Annotated in this window: 12 protein-coding genes; 4 read left to right on the forward strand and 8 right to left on the reverse strand. The window is 66.5% G+C overall.

What is annotated here, in order from left to right; genetic code table 11:
- The first annotated feature begins 84 nt into the window (after positions 1–84).
- Genes QTH87_RS19470 through QTH87_RS19480 form a run of 3 tightly spaced genes read left to right on the forward strand, consistent with a single transcriptional unit; the run spans position 85 to position 3,056 of the window.
- Entirely contained in the window at positions 85–1,653 is a 1,569-nt protein-coding gene (locus QTH87_RS19470; protein ID WP_286611625.1) for a cytochrome ubiquinol oxidase subunit I, read from the forward strand.
- Between the two features lie 18 nt (positions 1,654–1,671).
- Positions 1,672–2,805, forward strand: coding sequence for a cytochrome d ubiquinol oxidase subunit II (cydB, locus tag QTH87_RS19475; RefSeq protein WP_286611626.1), 1,134 nt, complete (start codon positions 1,672–1,674; stop codon positions 2,803–2,805).
- On the forward strand, positions 2,802–3,056 hold the full coding sequence (locus QTH87_RS19480) for a hypothetical protein (RefSeq protein WP_286611627.1): 255 nt from the start codon (positions 2,802–2,804) through the stop codon (positions 3,054–3,056). Before cydB ends, QTH87_RS19480 begins: the two co-directional genes overlap by 4 nt.
- Before the next feature lie 118 nt (positions 3,057–3,174).
- Here QTH87_RS19480 and QTH87_RS19485 read toward each other — a convergent pair whose 3' ends face one another.
- From QTH87_RS19485 to QTH87_RS19495, 3 genes are read right to left on the reverse strand one after another with little or no spacing between them, the layout of a single operon-like run.
- Positions 3,175–4,482, reverse strand: coding sequence for a cytochrome c (locus QTH87_RS19485; RefSeq protein WP_286611628.1), 1,308 nt, complete (start codon positions 4,480–4,482; stop codon positions 3,175–3,177).
- A gap of 10 nt (positions 4,483–4,492) precedes the next feature.
- Entirely contained in the window at positions 4,493–5,038 is a 546-nt protein-coding gene (locus QTH87_RS19490) for a (2Fe-2S)-binding protein (RefSeq protein WP_286611629.1), read from the reverse strand.
- A complete protein-coding gene (locus tag QTH87_RS19495; protein ID WP_444812814.1) occupies positions 5,035–7,902 on the reverse strand; it encodes a xanthine dehydrogenase family protein molybdopterin-binding subunit in 2,868 nt (955 codons plus the stop codon). The genes QTH87_RS19490 and QTH87_RS19495 overlap by 4 nt, the downstream gene beginning before the upstream one ends.
- A 274-nt stretch (positions 7,903–8,176) precedes the next feature.
- Between QTH87_RS19495 and QTH87_RS19500 the strand changes: the two genes are divergently transcribed.
- On the forward strand, positions 8,177–8,584 hold the full coding sequence (locus QTH87_RS19500; protein ID WP_286611631.1) for a DoxX family protein: 408 nt from the start codon (positions 8,177–8,179) through the stop codon (positions 8,582–8,584).
- 40 nt (positions 8,585–8,624) lie between these two features.
- On the opposite strand, the gene QTH87_RS19505 is transcribed toward QTH87_RS19500, so the two are convergent.
- From QTH87_RS19505 to QTH87_RS19525, 5 genes are all read right to left on the reverse strand, one after another.
- Entirely contained in the window at positions 8,625–9,053 is a 429-nt protein-coding gene (locus QTH87_RS19505) for a VOC family protein (RefSeq protein WP_286611632.1), read from the reverse strand.
- A gap of 131 nt (positions 9,054–9,184) precedes the next feature.
- Positions 9,185–10,252 carry an ABC transporter ATP-binding protein gene (locus QTH87_RS19510; protein ID WP_286611633.1) on the reverse strand — a complete coding sequence of 356 codons (1,068 nt, stop codon included), beginning with the start codon at positions 10,250–10,252 and terminating at the stop codon, positions 9,185–9,187.
- Between the two features lie 32 nt (positions 10,253–10,284).
- On the reverse strand, positions 10,285–11,229 hold the full coding sequence (locus tag QTH87_RS19515) for a carbohydrate ABC transporter permease (RefSeq protein WP_286611634.1): 945 nt from the start codon (positions 11,227–11,229) through the stop codon (positions 10,285–10,287).
- Entirely contained in the window at positions 11,216–12,157 is a 942-nt protein-coding gene (locus QTH87_RS19520; RefSeq protein ID WP_286611635.1) for a carbohydrate ABC transporter permease, read from the reverse strand. Before QTH87_RS19520 ends, QTH87_RS19515 begins: the two co-directional genes overlap by 14 nt.
- A gap of 10 nt (positions 12,158–12,167) precedes the next feature.
- Complete coding sequence (locus QTH87_RS19525; RefSeq protein ID WP_286611636.1) at positions 12,168–13,520, reverse strand: ABC transporter substrate-binding protein; 1,353 nt, start codon at positions 13,518–13,520, stop codon at positions 12,168–12,170.
- Between the last annotated feature and the right edge of the window lie 14 nt (positions 13,521–13,534).

The following is a 13,534-nucleotide window of genomic DNA, read 5'->3' on the forward strand; positions in this document are numbered from 1 at the left end:
TTGACACTGTGTCTGTCAGACACGACACTGCATTCGCGCGAGTTGCGCTGCCCGCTCCAAGACGAGCACGACACACACGATGCCATGGTCGACGACACCGTAGTAGATCTCTCGCGTATTCAGTTCGCAGCCACTGCGCTCTATCACTTTCTTTTCGTGCCGTTGACACTGGGCCTGACGGTCCTGCTGGCAACGATGGAAACGGTCTACGTCACCACCGGCCGAGTCATCTACCGGCAGATGACGCAGTTCTGGTCGAAGCTGCTTCTCATCAACTTCGCGCTGGGCGTCGCGACCGGACTCACGATGGAGTTCCAGTTCGGCACCAACTGGTCCTTCTATTCGGCCTTCGTCGGCGACACCTTCGGCGCCCCGCTCGCGATCGAAGGCCTGATGGCCTTCTTCATGGAGTCGACGTTCATCGGACTCATGGTGTTCGGCTGGGATCGACTGTCGAAGGCACAGCATCTGGTGGTCACCTACCTGGTGGCGCTCGGCTCCAATCTCTCGGCGCTGTGGATCCTGGTGGCCAACAGCTTCATGCAGCATCCGCAGGGCGCGATCTTCAATCCGGTCACGATGCGCATGGAACTCTCCAGCTTCGGTGAACTGTTCTTCAACACCGATGCCCAGGCCAAGTTCGTGCACACGAGCATCGCAGGCTACGTGGTGGCTGCCATCTTCGTGTGCGGCATCAGCGCCTACTACATGCTGCGCGGGCGTCATATCGAGTTCGCCCGCCGTTCGTTCCGCATTGCGTCGCTGTTCGGCATCCTGGCTACCGCGGGCGTGTTGACGCTCGGCGATGCGCTGGGTTTCGTGGGTGCGCACGCGCAGCCGACCAAGCTGGTGGCCATGGAAGCCCTCTGGACCACCGAGAAGGCGCCGATGGCCTTCAATGCGATTGCGATCCCGTCGCAGTCCCAGCAGCGCAATCTCTTCGAGATCCAGATTCCGGCCCTGCTGTCGCTGCTCGTCACCCATTCGTGGGATCAGTCCGTCCCGGCTGCCGACGTGCTGGTGAAACAGGCGGAGGTCCGAATACGCAACGGGATACCGGCCTTGGCGGCCATGAAGAAGCTCAGTGCCGACCCGCACGACGCCGAAGCCCTGAAGCTGTTCGACAAGCATCGCGCGGACTTCGGCTATGCCACGCTGGTGCAGCGCTACGTTGCCGACGGCGATGTCACGAAGGCCACCGACGCCCAGATCCAGCGGGCGGCGCGCGACACGATTCCCGAAGTCTGGATCGTGTTCTGGGCCTTCCGCATCATGGTGGGTTTTGGCCTGCTCATGCTCGCCTACTTCGTCATGGCGGGTCTCTTCACGCTGCGCAACAACGTCCAGAACCAGCGCTGGTTCCTGCACGTGGCGCTGTGGATGATCCCGATCCCGTTCCTTGCGTGCGAGATGGGCTGGCTGGTCGCCGAGGTGGGTCGCCAGCCGTGGGCTGTCTACGAGGTGCTGCCGACCTGGTTGTCCGCCTCGACGCACAGCTTCGAGTACATGGCGTTCTCGCTCGCGGGCTTCATGGTGCTGTACACCATCTTCGCCATCATCGAGTTCTACCTGATGGTTCATTTCATCCGCAAGGGACCTGACGAACATGCCGGTGACGAGGGACATTCCGCTGTTCCCGCGGCTGCGTACTAGACCCCTGAAGGAACGGGCATGGAAATCTACCTCGCGCTGAAACTCATCTGGTGGCTGCTCCTGGGCGTGCTGCTCATCGGCCTGGCCGTGATGGTCGGCATGGACATGGGCGTGGGGACGATCCTGCGCTTCGTCGGGCGCAACGACGACGAGCGGCGCGTGGCCATCAACGTCATCGCGCCGCACTGGGACGGCAACCAGGTCTGGTTCATCCTGGGCGGCGGCGCCATCTTCGCGGCCTGGCCGCTGGTCTACGCCACCGCGTTCTCCGGCTTGTACGTGGTCATGCTGGTGCTCCTCTGGAGCATGATCGTGCGGCCGCTGGCCTTCGAATACCGCAGCAAGCGCCCTTCGTGGAAGTGGCGCAACGGCTGGGACTGGTGCCTGTTCGTCAGCGGCTTCGTGCCCATGCTCGTGTTCGGCGCCGCCATCGGCAACATGCTTCAGGGCGTGCCCTTCCACTTCGACTGGCGGCTCACCTCCTACTACACGGGCAGCTTCATCTGGCTGTTCAATCCGTTCGCGATCCTGTGCGGCGCGCTGTCGGTCGCGATGTCGATCTACATGGGCGGCGCCATCCTCATGAACGGCAGTGAAGATCCGGTGCATGGACGCGCGCGCCGCCTGGCGCTCGTGGCGGGCATCGTCGCGCTGGTGCTGTTCACGATCGGCGGCATCTGGGTGCAGTGGCTGGACGGCTACGTGCTCGTGCGCGGCCCTGACCCCACGGCCGCACAGACGCCGCTGCACCAGACCATCGAGCGTGCCGCCGGCGCGTGGATGAGCAACTACCGTGCGTATCCGGTGCTGTGGATCGTGCCCGCAATCACCTACGTCGGCATGCTGCTGGGCATCGGCGCCGTGTCGCGTGGACGTTCCACCTGGGGCTGGTGGTTCGGCGTGCTCGGCTGGATCGGCATCCTCGGCACGGTGGCCGCTGCCATGTTCCCGTTCCTGATGCCTTCGAGCTCGAATCCTTCGCACAGCCTCACGGTCTGGAATTCCGGATCCAGCCTGCGCACGCTGGCCTGGATGCTCGGGTTCACGGTCGTCTTCATGCCGCTGATCCTCTGGTACACGAGCTGGGCCTTCTGGGTCATGCGAGGCAAGGTCACGCCCCATACAGTCAAGCAGTCGGAGCACGCGCTATGAGCCGCATCACCTTTCCGATGGTCATGCGCTATGCGCTCGCGATGGTGATTTCCGTCATCGTCATCGTCATCGCCGTCATCCTCGGCGACTACGGCCCGTGGTATTTCTCCTGGCTCCTGGGCACCGGGTTCATGATGCTCGTGGCCGTCTCGGGCGCGGTGCTGCTGGATGCCCAGGACGAAGCGCGGGCCGCGGGCGCAGCCGGCAAGCGCGCAGCAGGCAAGTTCGGCGCGACGCGGTCGAACTACTAGGCGGCCCGCCGGGCAATGAGAAATGGCGCCATGCGGCGCCATTCTTCGTTCGGCCGAGCGGTTCTTGCCGACGCGTCGATTCGCCGTCGGGGCACCCGCCCCGAGGCGACTCGCTGCCTTATCGCACCGCGGGTTCCACGGCACGTACCTCCGCTGCAGCCACCGGGGTCGCGTGGCCGCCCCATTCGGCACGCAGCCAGGTCGAGAGATCGGCGATTTGCGTCTCCGAGAGGATGTGGGCGAACGGCGGCATCGCGTACATGCGCTGGCCCTCGGGAAAGCGCTGCGTGGGGATGCCGTTGATCACCACGGCGATCAGGTTGCGCGCTTCGGCCATGGCGAGCGTGGAGTTGCCCTTCAGCGCTGGCGCCACGTTGGGAATGCCCTCGCCGCTGGCGCCGTGGCAGCCGGCGCAGGAGGCGAGATACACCAGCCTGCCGGCCGCCATGCCGGTGCCGGCCTCGGGCGCTGCGGCCGCGGGCAATGGCGTCGGCGGCTTGGCCGGCGTGACGATCTTTCCGCTCGCATCGGTCAGCAGATAGGTCGCGATCGCCGCGGTGTCCGCGGGCGCCATCGCACTGGTCGAGAAATGGGTGACGGTCGACATGCCCGAATAGGCCGTGCCTTGCGGCGACTGGCCGGTACGCAGGTAGTGCGTGAGCGACGGCAGGTCGAAGCTGCGTGCGCCCAGCGCCGCCGACGTGATCGGCGGCACGTCGTACGTGCCCACCGAGCCGCCCTGGAGCGAGCGCCCGAAGTCCACGCCCATCATGAAATTGCGCGGCGAATGGCATGCGCCGCAATGGCCGAGGCCTTCGACGAGGTAGGCGCCGCGAACCCAGCCCGCGGAGCGTTCGGGGTTGACCGGCGCGCTGCGGTCGGGGAAGTTGAGCAGCGTCCAGAAGTTCATGAACGGCCGCACGGGCAGGGCGAACGCACCGGTGTAGACGCGGTTGGCCTGCGCGATCGGGGGGATCGACATCATGTATGCATACAGGGCGTCGATGTCGGCCGGCTCGGTGATGTGCGTGAACACGAAGGGCATGGCGGGATAGAGATTCCGCCCGCCGGGCGCGACGCCGTCGCGAATCACGCGATGGAAGTCGGCGCGCGTGTACTTGCCGATGCCGAAGGTGGGATCGGGCGTGATGTTGACCGAATAGATCGTTCCGAACGGCGTGGGGATCGGCACGCCGCCGGCGGCCATCGGTCCGTTCGCGGTCGAGTGGCAGCCGAAGCAGTCGCCCGCCAGCGCGAGCTCGCGTCCCTTGGGTACCAGCCGCTTCATCTCGTCGGCCGACAGCGGCTGTTCGACCCCGGGCGCGACGCTCGAGGAACGGAAGGCGCCGAGGAGAATGGCCAGCGCCACGATCGCGCCCAGCACGACGATGACCAGCAGTGTGTTGCGCAGGGGGTGACGGTTCATCGCACGCCCCTCAGTCGATCACGCAGCCGGGGGTGTCGAGCGCCACCTGGCGCACGGCCTCGAAGTAGCGAACGTAGCCGGTGCAGCGGCACAGGTGATCGTTCAGCGAGTTCTCGATCGCGGACTGGAGCTGCGCGCGCCGCACCGGCGTGCGCTTGAGCCCGTCGATGAAGACGGTGGCGCCGGCCACGAAGCCGGCGGTGCAGTAGCCGCACTGGAACGAGAAGTGGTCGATGAAGGACTGCTGCACGGGCGTGAGCCGGATCACCTTGCCCTGAGCATTGCGTTCGGCGTGGCCTTCGATGGTGCGGATCGACTTGCCCTGGAACGCATGCGCGCCGAAGATGCAGGTGCGGCTCTCGGTGGTCGTGCCGTCGGCATTGAGCTCCACCACGGTGCAGGCGTGGCAGATGCCCTGGCCGCAACCGAAGTGCGTGCCCGTGAGATTCAGGTAGCCGTGGAGGAAGTCGATCATGGGCATGCCCACGGGGACGTCGACCGGGCCGACCTTGGTTCCGTTGATCGTGAGTGTCAGGGGCAGTTTCTCGATGCTCATGCAAGGGCCTTGCGTATCTTGTCGGCGGTGATTGGCAGTTCGTAGAAGCGCTTGCCGATGGCATGCGTGATCGCGTTGCCGATGGCGGCCACGACCGGGATGATCACCACTTCGCCCATTCCCTTGGGCGGTGCGTTGGGCGCGAGCGGGGGCAGGTATTCGGCAGTCTGGTTCCAGACCGCGACATCCTTGGAGCGTGGCAGCGTGTAGCGGTTGAAGTTCCAGGTGCCGTCGCCGGGTCCGTCCTCGTAGAGCGGCAGGTTCTCCATGAGCGCATGGCCGACGCCGATGGCGATGCCGCCCTGCTGCTGTCCGGAGACGAGTTCGGGCACCACCATCGGACCGGGATCGACCAGGCTGTGGTGGCGCATCACCTCGACCGCGCCGGTGAAGGTGTTGACGTTCAACTCGACGATGCAGGCGGCCGGCGTATAGGTGGTCACGCCGGCGTTGTTGCGCTGCGCTGGCGGGAAGTTGACCTGGGTGCGCTTGAGGTAGTCGTAGCCGCCCGTGTCCATGCGGCGCTTGAGCGCTGCCGGTGCGCCGTCTCCATAGCGCACCGCGAGTGCGTCCACGGGCAGCGGGGTGACGCCGACACCGGGAATGTCGAAGCTCGCGGTGGTCCACTCCCAGCGGCTGAAGCAATGCAGGGCCACGCCCGTGACCAAACCCATCTCGTGCGCCTTGCGCGCGAGCACGTCGAAGGGAATGGGCGACAGGCCGCCCGCCGTGAGGCCGGCAGGCGTGGCGCGCAGATCGGAGAACTGGATCGAGGTGCCGGCCATCTGGCCGCCACCCACGCCGCTCGACCAGATGGCCTTCGCGGCCGGCCACAGGCTGTACTGCAGCAGGAAGTTCGCGGCCTGCCGGGTGCCGAAGCCGATGAAGTAGACGCTGTTCGACGCGCTCATGGCCGGCAGCAGGAACGGCACCCAGAAGGGATTCTTCGCCAGTTCGTCCTGCTGCTGCTGGGTCGTGGTGAAGGGCTCCCAGTTGGTCACCAGCGGCAGTTGCGCGAACTCGGTGACGCCGAAGTCGACTTCGTCGGGCACCTTGCCGAGCAGCTTGTGCACCATCACCTGCTGGGCCGTGGTGGCGCCGGTGCCGATCTCCTGGATGCAGTGGCGCATCGTGAGGCGCCCGCTGGCATCGAATTCGAGCAGCAATGCGCTGGTGTCGGCGCCGGTGCCGTAGTCCTTCTGCACCTGCGAGAAGCCGACGCCGTACTTGCGTCCCGGATTGGCGAGTTCGTAGGCCGTCTTGCGCGCGGCACGTTCGCGCCACAGCGGATGAACGGCGGCACGATCGAGCATCTCGATGTTGCGAGGGTCGCCGGTCTGGATCGCGCCCTCGGTATTGGCGTCGCCGGGCCGCATGGCATTGCGGCGGCGCAATTCGATGGCGTCGATGCCGAGCTGGGCGGCAGCCTCGTCGACCATGAGCTCGGTGATCGACATGGCCTGGATGGTGCCGTAGCCGCGCATCGAGCCCGCTTCCACCGCCTGGGTCGCCATCGCGACGCCGATGAGGTCGGACTTGGGAAAGTAGTAGATCGACTGCGCCGCCGTGGCCGCCACCTGCGCCACCGAGAAGGAGAAGTTGGCCCGACCGCCGCCGTTGCAGTTGTAGAAGCCTTTCAGGATCTCGAACTTGCCGGTCTTGCGGTCGGCGACCAGGGTGACGTCCATCGCGATCGAGTGTCGCTTGATGCCCAGCTGGAACTGCTCGTAGCGGTCGTTGGCGATGCGCACCGCGCGGCCTTCGCCGTACATGGCGGCCATGACTGCGTAGAACGGAAAGATCGAGTGATCCTTCGATCCGTAGCCCACCGTGGTGCCGGAAAGGAGCTCGATCCGTTCCACCGGGAAGCGGGTGTTGCCCTTGACCATCATGGCGGCCACGCGCGCGACTTCGTACGGGGACTGTGCAGCCACCAGCAGGTGCAGCGTGCGCGTGGCGCGGTCGTACCAGGCGTTGCCGTTGTCGGGTTCCATGGCCGACGGGTCGATGGATTGCGAGAAGCCTTCGCGACGCAGCACCAGCTTGTCCGGATTGCGACTCGCGGCATCGATGTCCTGCGCGATCCGATCGGCCGCGTTCATGCCGCGGCGCATCGGTTCGTAGTTCTCCTGCGCGACCTTGAGCGGATCGCGGTAGGCACCGCCGCCGCGGTACTTGTTGCGGACCGATCGCGGAACGAACATGCCGGTGGCAGAGGCCGACGGCCAGGTCGGCGTGTTGCCGTCGAAGCCGCCCCAGATCACGGAGTCCTGCATCGGCGAGTATTCGGGCGGACCGCCGGGCGTCGCGCCGCCGATGCGCACATAGCGCGCGGACCCGTAGTTGGGCGGCGGCTTGGTGCCTGTCCTGGCGCCATAGCGCACCACCTCGGGCTTGAAGCGCAGCAGGCGCTTGGCGGCCTCGAAGCGGTCGAAGTCGTAGTAGACGAGCAATGCCACCGGATGGCCCAGCAGTTCGGGCGTCGTGCCCTTGGGCACGAGGAAATGCGCGCCATAGAACTGCGTGCCGAGGTCGACCGGTTGCGGCACCCGCACGCCATCGCGATCGAGGTCTTCGTTGAACAGCAGTCGGTCGGGCTTGAGGTCGTCGCCGAGTATCGAAAGGTCCACGCCTTCGAAGGTGCGATCGGCCTGGGTCGCCTTGATGAAGAAGGCGTGGGCCTGGACAGGGGTCCAGCCGGGAAGGTCGCGGGCCCGGAAGTCGCGCGCGAAGACCTTGTCGCCGGTGACCTTGCGGATGCCGTCCCATCGATAGCGCGCCTGGCCATTGGCCGCCATCCACGTGGGGTCGGGGTCCGGGCCGGAGTGAACCTCGATGGCTTCGGCCACCGGAAGCCGGCCCAACGTGACGGTGATTCCCGAAAAGACTCCGAGCTTTATGAAATTACGTCGTGAGTGCTCCGCAACCATGTTGCTCCGAGTGATGTTGTGGGGAAAAATGAGTATAGGACAGAAGAGTTACAGATTGCGTCAATACCCTGATGCAATCGATTCATCGGCCAATTGAAATACCGCAACTCGATTGAATTCGCCGCAATTCGCGACGCGACTCCCTAGAATCGCCCACCGCAATCCCGCGGCACTCGCGGGTCATCCTCAACCGCAAGGAGTCCAGGCAATGCAGACAGTCACGCGCGACACCCCCACAAGCACGACGCAATGGGCAGGCCGGATCCTCGGGGCGCTGGTGACGCTCGTGCTGCTGGCCGATGGCGCCGTCAACCTGTTCGCGCCCGGCATTCTTGACAAGGAGATGGCGGCCACCGGCTTCCCCATGAATCTGTCGACGGCGCTCGGCGTGCTGATCCTTGCATGCGCGGTGCTCTATGCAATCCCGAAGACCTCGGTGCTCGGCGCGATCCTCGTGACCGGTTTCCTGGGTGGCGCGATCTGCACGCACTTCAGGCTCGGCGAGATCGGCTCTCCACCACAGATTGCCTGCGTCGTGATCGGTGTGGCGGCCTGGGCTTCGCTTTACCTGCGCCTGGGTTCGTTGCGGCTGCTGATACCGCTGGTTCGCAGCTAAGCCGGCCGAGGCTCGTTGTGCCGGCTTCGAGCGCAGGCCTTCAGAAGGTCACCTTGACCGACGGCGCGCTGCGCTTCGCCTCGCCGTGGAACACGGCCTCGATGTTGTTGCCGTCGGGGTCGAGCACGAAGGCGGCGTAGTAGCCTGGGTGGTAAGGCCGCTCGCCGGGTGCACCGTTGTCGGTGCCGCCATGCGCGAGCGCGGCCTTGTGAAAGGCGTCGACCGTGGCCTTGTCGCTGGCCTGGAAAGCCAGGTGGTGCCGGCCGGTCAACTGGCCCGTTGCAGCCTCGCTGTCCGCGCTGGAGACGAACAGCTCGTCGACCCAGAAGTAGCTGTCGCCCGAGCCGCCCAGCGGAATCTGCAGCACCTCGATGACCGCCTCGTAGAAGCGTCGGCTCGCAGCCAGGTCGCGCACGACCAGCTGCACGTGATCGATCAGGCGTCCGCGATGCAATTCCTGTGTTTCCATGTGGCGACCTCCGGTTCATGGGATGGATGCACTTTCGTGCAGCCTGCATGATGCACGCGCCGTGTGGGTCGGCGCAACGCGAAGGCAGATGTAGGACGCAGTTCGGCGGGCGCACCGCCCTCGGCCGCGGCTCAGTTGAGCCGCTCGCCCCCCGCGCCGTCGAACAGGTGCGCCTCGCTGGCCACGGGCCACAGCGGCAGCCGGTCGCCGGGCCGGGCACCGACGCGATCTCGGAATGCGGCCATCACCGTCTGGCCGCCCAGGCGCAACGCGACCTGGGTCTCGGCGCCCGTCGGCTCGACCACGATCACGTCGGCCGACAGCCCGCGGTCCGGGTCGATCGTGAAGTGTTCGGGGCGGGTCCCGTACAGCACGCGGTCGCCGTGCGTGCCGCGCGACGCCGAGGCCAGCGGCAGGCGCAGGCCGTCGTCGGTCAGCACGTGCGGGGCCCCATCGAGCTGCAGCCGGCCCGGAATGAAGTTCATCGCCGGCGAGCCGATGAAGCCCGCCACGAAGGCGTTGCGTGGCCGGTCGTAGAGTTCGAGCGGCGCGCCGATCTGCTCGATGCGGCCCTCCTTCAGCACCACGATGCGGTCGGCCATCGTCATGGCCTCGACCTGGTCGTGCGTCACGTAGACCGTGGTGGTGCCGAGCCGCTGGTGCAGCGCCTTGATCTCGGTGCGCATCTGCACGCGCAGCTTGGCGTCGAGGTTCGACAGCGGCTCGTCGAACAGGAAGGCCTGGGGTTGCCGGACGATCGCGCGGCCCATTGCCACGCGCTGCCGCTGGCCGCCGGAGAGCTGGCCCGGGCGCCGCTCCAACAGCTCGCCGAGGCCCAGCGTGTCGGCCGCCTGCCGTACCCGGCGCGCGATCTCATCGCGCGGCAGTCCCTGGATCGTGAGGCCGAAGCCGAGGTTCCGGCCCACCGTCATGTGCGGATAGAGCGCGTAGTTCTGGAACACCATCGCGACGTCGCGGTCGCGCGGCGCCACGTCGTTGATGAGGCCATCGCCGAGCCGGATCTCGCCGGCGTCGACGCTCTCGAGGCCCGCGATCATGCGCAGCAGCGTCGACTTGCCGCAGCCCGAGGGCCCGACCAGCGCGACGAACTCGCCGTCCCGGATGTCGATGTCGATGCCACGGATGACGGGCGTGGGCCCGAAGTTCTTCGCCAGGTGGCGGATGGTGATGGAAGCCATGTGAATGTGTGAGTGAGGGAGCGTGGGGGCCATCAGTCCTTGATGCCGCCGGCGGTCAGGCCGTGCACGAGGTACTTGCGTACGAGCACGGTGAAGGCCACCACCGGCAGCATCACGAGCGTGCCGCTGGCGGCGATCTTGGTCCACTCCCAGCCTTCGTACTGCAGGAAGTTGACGATCGCGACCGGTGCCGTGATGGCGTTGGTGCGCGTCAGGATCAGCGCATAGAAGAAGTCGTTCCACGAGAAGATGAAGCACAGCACCGCGGTGGCAGCCAGCCCGGGCGCGGTGAGCGGCAGCGACACGCGCCAGAAGGCCTGCCAGATGCCGCAGCCGTCGATCCAGGCTGCTTCCTCGAGCGAAGCGGGCACGGCCTCGAAGAAGGTCTGCATCAGCCAGATCACGATCGCGAGGTTGAAGGTCAGGTAGATGAGCGCAAGGCCGATCACGGTGTCCTGCAGGCCGAGGTACTGGTAGGCCAGGAAGAACGGGATCGTGAAGGCGATCGGCGGCGCCATGCGTGTCACGAGAATCCACAGCGCGATGCGGTCGCGGCCCTTGAACTTCCAGCGCGTGAGCGCATAGGCGGCCGGCACGCCGATCAGCAGCGAGAAGCCGGTCGACAGCGTGCTCGCCAGCAGGCTGTTGCCGAAGGACTTCAGGAAGTTGCCCTGCAGCAGGCTCGCGAAGCCTTCGAGCGTTGGCGTGAAGAGCAGGCTGTCCTCGAAGATGTCGGCCGCCGGCCGGAAGGCGAGCTGCACCAGCCAGAGGAAGGGCGACAGGACCAGCAGCAGCAACAGCGCCACCGTGATCGCGCGACCATGGCGCGACAGCCACGAGCGGCCGCGCCGCGCGCCTTCGGAGGGTCGCGCCACGGGTGCCGCAGGCGCGAAGTGCGTGGCGGAAGCGGTCGACACGCCTTCCTCGTGGGCCGCCTCGATCCTGTCGAGAGCCCAGGTGCTGCTAGCGCTCGGCATGGCGGCTCCTTCCCAGCTTGCCGATCAGCCAGCTCAGCACGAAGACACCCACCAGCATCACGGTGGCGATCGCGCTGGCGTAGCCCCAGTAGGAGAAATTGAAGGCCTGGATGAAGCCGTAGTAGTTCGTCACCTCGGTCACCGAGCCCGGGCCGCCATTGGTCAGCACGTAGATCAGCGGAAAGGCCTTGAAGCTGTCGATCAGCCGGAACAGCGCGCAGACCACGAGCACCGGGCGGATGTAGGGAAACACGATGTGGCGGAACAGCTGCCAGCGATTCGCGCCTTCGAGCGTGGCGGCCTCGATCGGATCGTCGGGAATCATCTGCAGCGCGGCCAGCACCATCAGCATGGTGAAGGGAAACCATTGCCAGGTGTCGGCCAGCGCGATCGCCCACAGTGCGGTGTCCGGGTTGGCGATCAGCGAACGCACCGGCCAGCCGAGCGCCTCGAGCGCGCGGTGCATCGGGCTGATGTCGGGCGTGTAGACGATCTTCCAGATCAGCGCGACCACGATGGGCGGCAGCACCATCGGGATCAGGAACAGGGTGCGCGCGCCTTCCAGCACGCGCGACTTGCCGTCGAGCAGCAGTGCGAGTCCGAGCCCGACTCCGAGCTGCAGCGCGACGCTGGACACCGACAGCTTGATCTGCACCACGATCGAGGCAAGGAAGCGCTGGTCCTCCAGCAGATGCCGGTAGTTGACCAGCGGGTCGTCGAAGCGGAAGGTGCCTGCAGGATCGGTGAGCTGCAGCGGCGTGAAGCTCGCCACCAGCAGCGCGACCGCCGGCACCAGTGTGATCAGGAGGAGCACGGCGAGCGAAGGCGACAGGCCAAGCAGGAAGGCGCGCCGGCGCTCCTGCTCCCAGCTCGCCGAACGGCCAGGTCGGTCGATCCTCGAACCGCCGATGGCGATGGCCTGCGTCACCGCGGCGCCCTCAGAGCTTCTCGCCGGAGCGCCGCAGCTCCGCGATGGTGTTGGCCTGCGCCTGCTGGAAGGCCTGCTTGGCCGAGAGCTGCCCGCTCGCGATCAGCTCGATCGCCTTGTTGAGCTGCTGGTCGACCTGCGGGTACACCGCCACCGTGCGGTACTTCATGTGGCCGCTCTTGTTGGCGAGTTCGATCGAATCGAGCGAGAGCTTGGCGAGATCGCTGCCGTTGATGACCTGCTTGCTGCGGAAGACCTGCGAGTCGATGTCCGAGCGGCGCGCCGGCGAACCGTAGCCCGCGGCCACCGCGCGCCCCGTGGTCTGCTTGCTGAGCGCCCACTGGATGAAGGCCCAGGCGGCTTCCTTGTTCTTCGAGCCGGTCGGGATGCCGAGCCCGTGCACCGCGGTGCCCGGGAAGCGGCCGGCAGGACCCTTGGGCACCAGGCCGAACTTCACGGTCTTGATGGTCTTGCTGGTGGCCGGGTCGCCGAGCTGCGCCAGGTGCAGCTGGCCGGCATCGGTGAAGTTGACGCGACCGAGCTTGAGCGCCTGCGTCACCTGGTCGGGCTGGTAAGTGATCGCGCCATCGGGGCCGAACTCCTTGAGCAGGTTGGCGTAGTACTCGCCCGCCGCGATGGCCTCGGGCGTGTCCAGCGTCGGGAACAGGTCGTCGGGTGCCTTTCGGAACACGTCGCCGCCGAAGGCGTGCAGGTAGGGCACGAAGGTCCAGCCGTAGTGGTTGTCGGCCACGAAGCCGGCCACGCGTTCCTTCTTGTTGACCGCACGCAGCACCTTCACGAGGTCGTCCGTGGTGTCGGGAAAGCCGAGTCCCGCCTGCTCGACCAGGTCGAAGCGCGAGGAGGCCGTGAGCAGCGCCTCGGCGGTCCATGGAATGCCGTAGAGCTTGCCGTCGCGGCCGGTCTCGGGCGCCCGTGCGCCGGCCAGGAAGTCGTTCACATCCCAGTCGGCCGCGGTCAGGTTGGGGTTCCTGATGAAGTCGTCGAGTGGCGTCAGCCAGCCCGAGTTGATCCAGCGGCTCGAGTAGATGAAGGTCACGTTGACCACGTCGTAGGCCGAGCCCTTGGTCGAGAGCTCGAGATCGGCACGTTGGTTGTAGACCGGGAACGAGGGGGCGTCGAAGTTCACCTTGGCGCCGGTCGCGGCCTCGAACTCCGGCAGCCACTGCTGCAGCAGCTTGGGATAGGCAGCGCTGAAGGTCGAGACGTTGAGCGTCACGCCCGCGAACTTCTTGCTGCCCGACTGGGCTGCGGCCAGGCCCGGGAGCAGCGCGCCGGCACCCAGTGCGGCCGTGGCTTGCAACAGCCGGCGGCGCTGCGGATCGAGAGTGGATGAATGGGTCATGGGATGGGTCCGGA

The sequence above is a fragment of the Variovorax jilinensis genome (genome assembly GCF_030316885.1).
Classification (GTDB): domain Bacteria; phylum Pseudomonadota; class Gammaproteobacteria; order Burkholderiales; family Burkholderiaceae_C; genus Variovorax; species Variovorax jilinensis.

What these genes read in the sequence shown, in the direction of transcription:
- QTH87_RS19515 (WP_286611634.1), bottom strand. Translation starts at nt 11,229, where the DNA reads ATGCCGAGCGCTAGCAGCACCTGGGCTCTCGACAGGATCGAGGCGGCC.
- QTH87_RS19500 (WP_286611631.1), top strand. Translation starts at nt 8,177, where the DNA reads ATGCAGACAGTCACGCGCGACACCCCCACAAGCACGACGCAATGGGCA.
- QTH87_RS19480 (WP_286611627.1), top strand. Translation starts at nt 2,802, where the DNA reads ATGAGCCGCATCACCTTTCCGATGGTCATGCGCTATGCGCTCGCGATG.
- QTH87_RS19525 (WP_286611636.1), bottom strand. Translation starts at nt 13,520, where the DNA reads ATGACCCATTCATCCACTCTCGATCCGCAGCGCCGCCGGCTGTTGCAA.
- QTH87_RS19490 (WP_286611629.1), bottom strand. Translation starts at nt 5,038, where the DNA reads ATGAGCATCGAGAAACTGCCCCTGACACTCACGATCAACGGAACCAAG.
- QTH87_RS19485 (WP_286611628.1), bottom strand. Translation starts at nt 4,482, where the DNA reads ATGAACCGTCACCCCCTGCGCAACACACTGCTGGTCATCGTCGTGCTG.
- cydB (WP_286611626.1), top strand. Translation starts at nt 1,672, where the DNA reads ATGGAAATCTACCTCGCGCTGAAACTCATCTGGTGGCTGCTCCTGGGC.
- QTH87_RS19470 (WP_286611625.1), top strand. Translation starts at nt 85, where the DNA reads ATGGTCGACGACACCGTAGTAGATCTCTCGCGTATTCAGTTCGCAGCC.
- QTH87_RS19510 (WP_286611633.1), bottom strand. Translation starts at nt 10,252, where the DNA reads ATGGCTTCCATCACCATCCGCCACCTGGCGAAGAACTTCGGGCCCACG.
- QTH87_RS19505 (WP_286611632.1), bottom strand. Translation starts at nt 9,053, where the DNA reads ATGGAAACACAGGAATTGCATCGCGGACGCCTGATCGATCACGTGCAG.